The organism is Aquabacterium sp. (genome assembly GCF_035476535.1).
Lineage (GTDB): Bacteria > Pseudomonadota > Gammaproteobacteria > Burkholderiales > Burkholderiaceae_C > Pseudaquabacterium.
In genome coordinates this window covers 1-3,086 of record NZ_DATILJ010000104.1, presented here as the reverse complement: position 1 = coordinate 3,086, position 3,086 = coordinate 1, and the positions used below count along the sequence as shown (strand labels likewise).

At 67.5% G+C, this 3,086-nt stretch carries 2 protein-coding genes and 1 pseudogene; all 3 read left to right on the top strand.

Features of this window, described 5'->3' with window-relative positions:
* Nucleotides 1–307 (top strand): annotated as a pseudogene (locus tag VLK61_RS10525) (ribonucleotide reductase subunit alpha); the annotation flags it as partial.
* 42 nt (nucleotides 308–349) lie between these two features.
* A complete protein-coding gene (locus VLK61_RS10520; protein WP_325420894.1) occupies nucleotides 350–685 on the top strand; it encodes a c-type cytochrome in 336 nt (111 codons plus the stop codon).
* A partial coding sequence (locus VLK61_RS10515) for an acetate--CoA ligase family protein (protein ID WP_325420892.1) occupies nucleotides 682–3,086 on the top strand: 2,405 nt, incomplete at its 3' end. The genes VLK61_RS10520 and VLK61_RS10515, both read left to right, overlap by 4 nt.

Here is a 3,086-nt window from a genome sequence, read left to right as displayed (position 1 = left end):
TGACGCCACGCCCGCGCAACGGGAGAGCTTCGAGGCCGGCCGGGGCGGTGCCCTGGAGCCGCTGGCCTGCGTGGACAAGCGTGTCGAGGATCTCGGCAGTTTCGAGGACCTGGTGCTGGAGTCGCGCCAGGCCAGCCCCCCGTGGCAGGTGGTCTTCATTGCCGGCCTGCCGGGCGTGGACGGCCAACCGCCAACCCCGGAAATGATCGACAGCGCCCTGGACGCCATGGTCGAAAGTGTCCGCACCGGCAGCTTCGGCGGCTTTCTCGCGCTCGATCCGGCCGGCGCGCCGTTGTCGTTCTGCTAAGAGGCGACGTAGCCAGACCCCATACTCCGAAGGAGATGCATCATGAATTTGCTGAAGCGGCTGCTGGTTGTCACGGCCCTGGCAGGGGTCAGTGGCCAGGTGCATTCCCAGGCGACACCCGTCGCAACACGAGGGCAGCTGCTGTACACCACGCACTGCATCAGCTGCCACACGACGCAGATGCACTGGCGCAACGACAGGCTCGCCCACGATTGGGACAGCCTCAAGATGCAGGTGCGCCGCTGGCAAGGCAATGCGAGCCTGCAGTGGAGCGAAGCCGACATCGCCGAAGTTGCCCGCCACCTCAACGACACGATCTACCACTTCCCTCAGACCGCTGATCGGGTGGGCATGGCTTCGCGGCGGGCGACGCCGTGAGCATCCGCCATCTGGAACGGTTGCTGGCACCGGAATCGATTGTCCTGATCGGGGCTTCGGACCGGGTCGGCAGCGTCGGCGCGACCGTGTGGCGCAACCTGCGCGCCGGGCGCTTCGCGGGGCCGATCCATGCCGTCAACCTCAGGCCTGCAAAACTGGACGGCGTCGAGGTGTACATGCGCCCGGCGGATCTGCCGCAGGTCCCCGACCTTGCCGTGCTATGTACTCCGCCCGCTACCGTCCCAGGCCTGATCGAAGAGCTCGGCCGCCTCGGCACGCGCGCTGCGATCGTGATGACCGCCGGACTGACCGCCGAACAGAAGCAGGCCATCCTTGATGCCGCCCGTCCGCATCTGCTCCGGGTCCTGGGGCCGAACTGCCTGGGGCTGCTGAGTCCGCACGTTGGTTTGAACGCGAGCTTCGCGCACGCCGATGCATTGCCGGGCGAGGTAGCGTTTGTCTCGCAATCAGGCGCCCTCGTCACGGCGGTCCTGGATTGGGCCAGGTCCAGGCGCATCGGCTTTTCCCACATGGTTTCACTCGGCGAACGCGCTGACGTGGACTTCGGCGACCTGCTCGACTACCTGGCAAGCGACGCCCGCACTCGATCGATCCTGCTCTATATCGAATCGATCGAGGCGCCGCGCAAGTTTATGTCGGCCGCCCGGGCAGCGGCACGCAACAAACCGGTGATCGTCGTGAAGGCCGGCCGCGCCGGCAACGGGCTGAAGGCAGCGGCCTCGCACACCGGTGCGCTGGCGGGTTCCGACATCGTCTTCGACGCCGCGATCAGGCGCGCCGGCATGCTTCGTGTCGAGACGCTCCAGGACCTCTTCATGGCCACCGAGACACTGGCGCGCTTCGGCGCAAGCCGCGACGAAGCGCTGACGCTGATGACGAACGGGGGCGGCGCCGGTGTGATGGCGGCCGATGCCGCCGCGCTGGCCGGCATCCCGCTCAGGGAGTTGAGCGAAGAGGTCCGGGCGAACCTCGACGCCGTGCTGCCACCGACATGGTCGCGCGGCAACCCCGTCGACATCATCGGCGATGCGCCGGTGTCGCGCTACACCCAGACGCTGCAGACATTGCTGGCCGATTCCAGCAGCGGCGCCGTGCTTTTCATGCATGCACCCACGGCCATCGTGCGCAGCGACGACATCGCTCGCGCCTGTGCGCCCATCGTGAAGCAGGCGCCCGGCCGCGTGCTGGCCTGCTGGCTTGGCGACGACGCCGTGGCCGATGCGCGTCGAATCTTCGAGGATGCCGGGGTCCCCGACTACGCCACCCCGGAGGAGGCCGTGCGCGCCTTCGGCATGCTCGCCACCTATCGCCGAAACCAGGCCTTGCTGCTGGAGGCGCCGACCGCCAGCGAGAACGGCCAGGCCGATATTGCCGCCGCGCGCGCCACGATCGAAGGCGTGCTCGCGGCGGGCCGCGAGATGCTCGATGAACTCGAAGCCAAGGCTGTGCTGGCGGCCTACGGAATACCGGTCGTCCCCACCGTCGCGGTGGATCCTGCAGCCGATGCCGCCGTGAAGGCGGCGCGCGAGATCGGGTATCCGGTGGCGATCAAGATCCTGTCGCCCGACATCAGCCACAAATCCGATGTCGGCGGTGTTCGCCTGCATCTGCAGGGCGAGGCCGAGTTGCGCAAAGCGGTTGAAGACATGCTGGCGCGTGTGCGCGAGATGAAACCGCAGGCCCGGATCACCGGCCTGACCGTGCAGGCCATGGTGACACGCCCGCTCGCACAGGAACTGATCCTCGGTGCGAGCATCGATCCGCTATTCGGTCCCGTGCTGTTGTTCGGACAGGGCGGCACGGCCGTGGAAGTGCTGGCCGATCGCGCGATCGGATTGCCGCCGCTGAACCGAGTGCTCGCCCGTGAGCTCATCTCGCGCACGCGCGTGGCCAGGCTGCTGGCCGGCTACCGCGATCATCCGCCAGCCAAGTTGGACGCGATCTGCGACGTGCTGATCGCGCTGTCGCAGATGCTGGCTGATCTGCCGCAGCTGGCTGAGCTGGACATCAACCCATTGCTCGCCGACCATGAAGGAGTCATCGCGCTGGACGCCCGCCTGCGCGTGAGCCGCAGGCAGGACGCAGGCGCAGCGCACTTCGCGATCACGCCCTATCCAGCGGAACTGGCGCAAACCGTGCAATGGAACGAGGAGGCGATCCTGATCCGGCCGATCCGCCCGGAAGACGAGCCGCAGCACAGGTCTTTCATCGAGGCATTGCAGCCGGAGGACCTGCGGCTTCGCTTCTTCAGCGTCCGCCGGGAACTGCCCAGAAGCGAGTTGGCCCGCCTGGCGCAAATCGACTACGCACGCGAGATGGCGTTCATCGCGGTGCGCAGCTTGCCCGATGGGACCAGCCAGACGTTGGGGGTGGTGCGGGC

What these genes read in the sequence shown, in the direction of transcription:
- VLK61_RS10520 (WP_325420894.1), top strand. Translation starts at nt 350, where the DNA reads ATGAATTTGCTGAAGCGGCTGCTGGTTGTCACGGCCCTGGCAGGGGTC.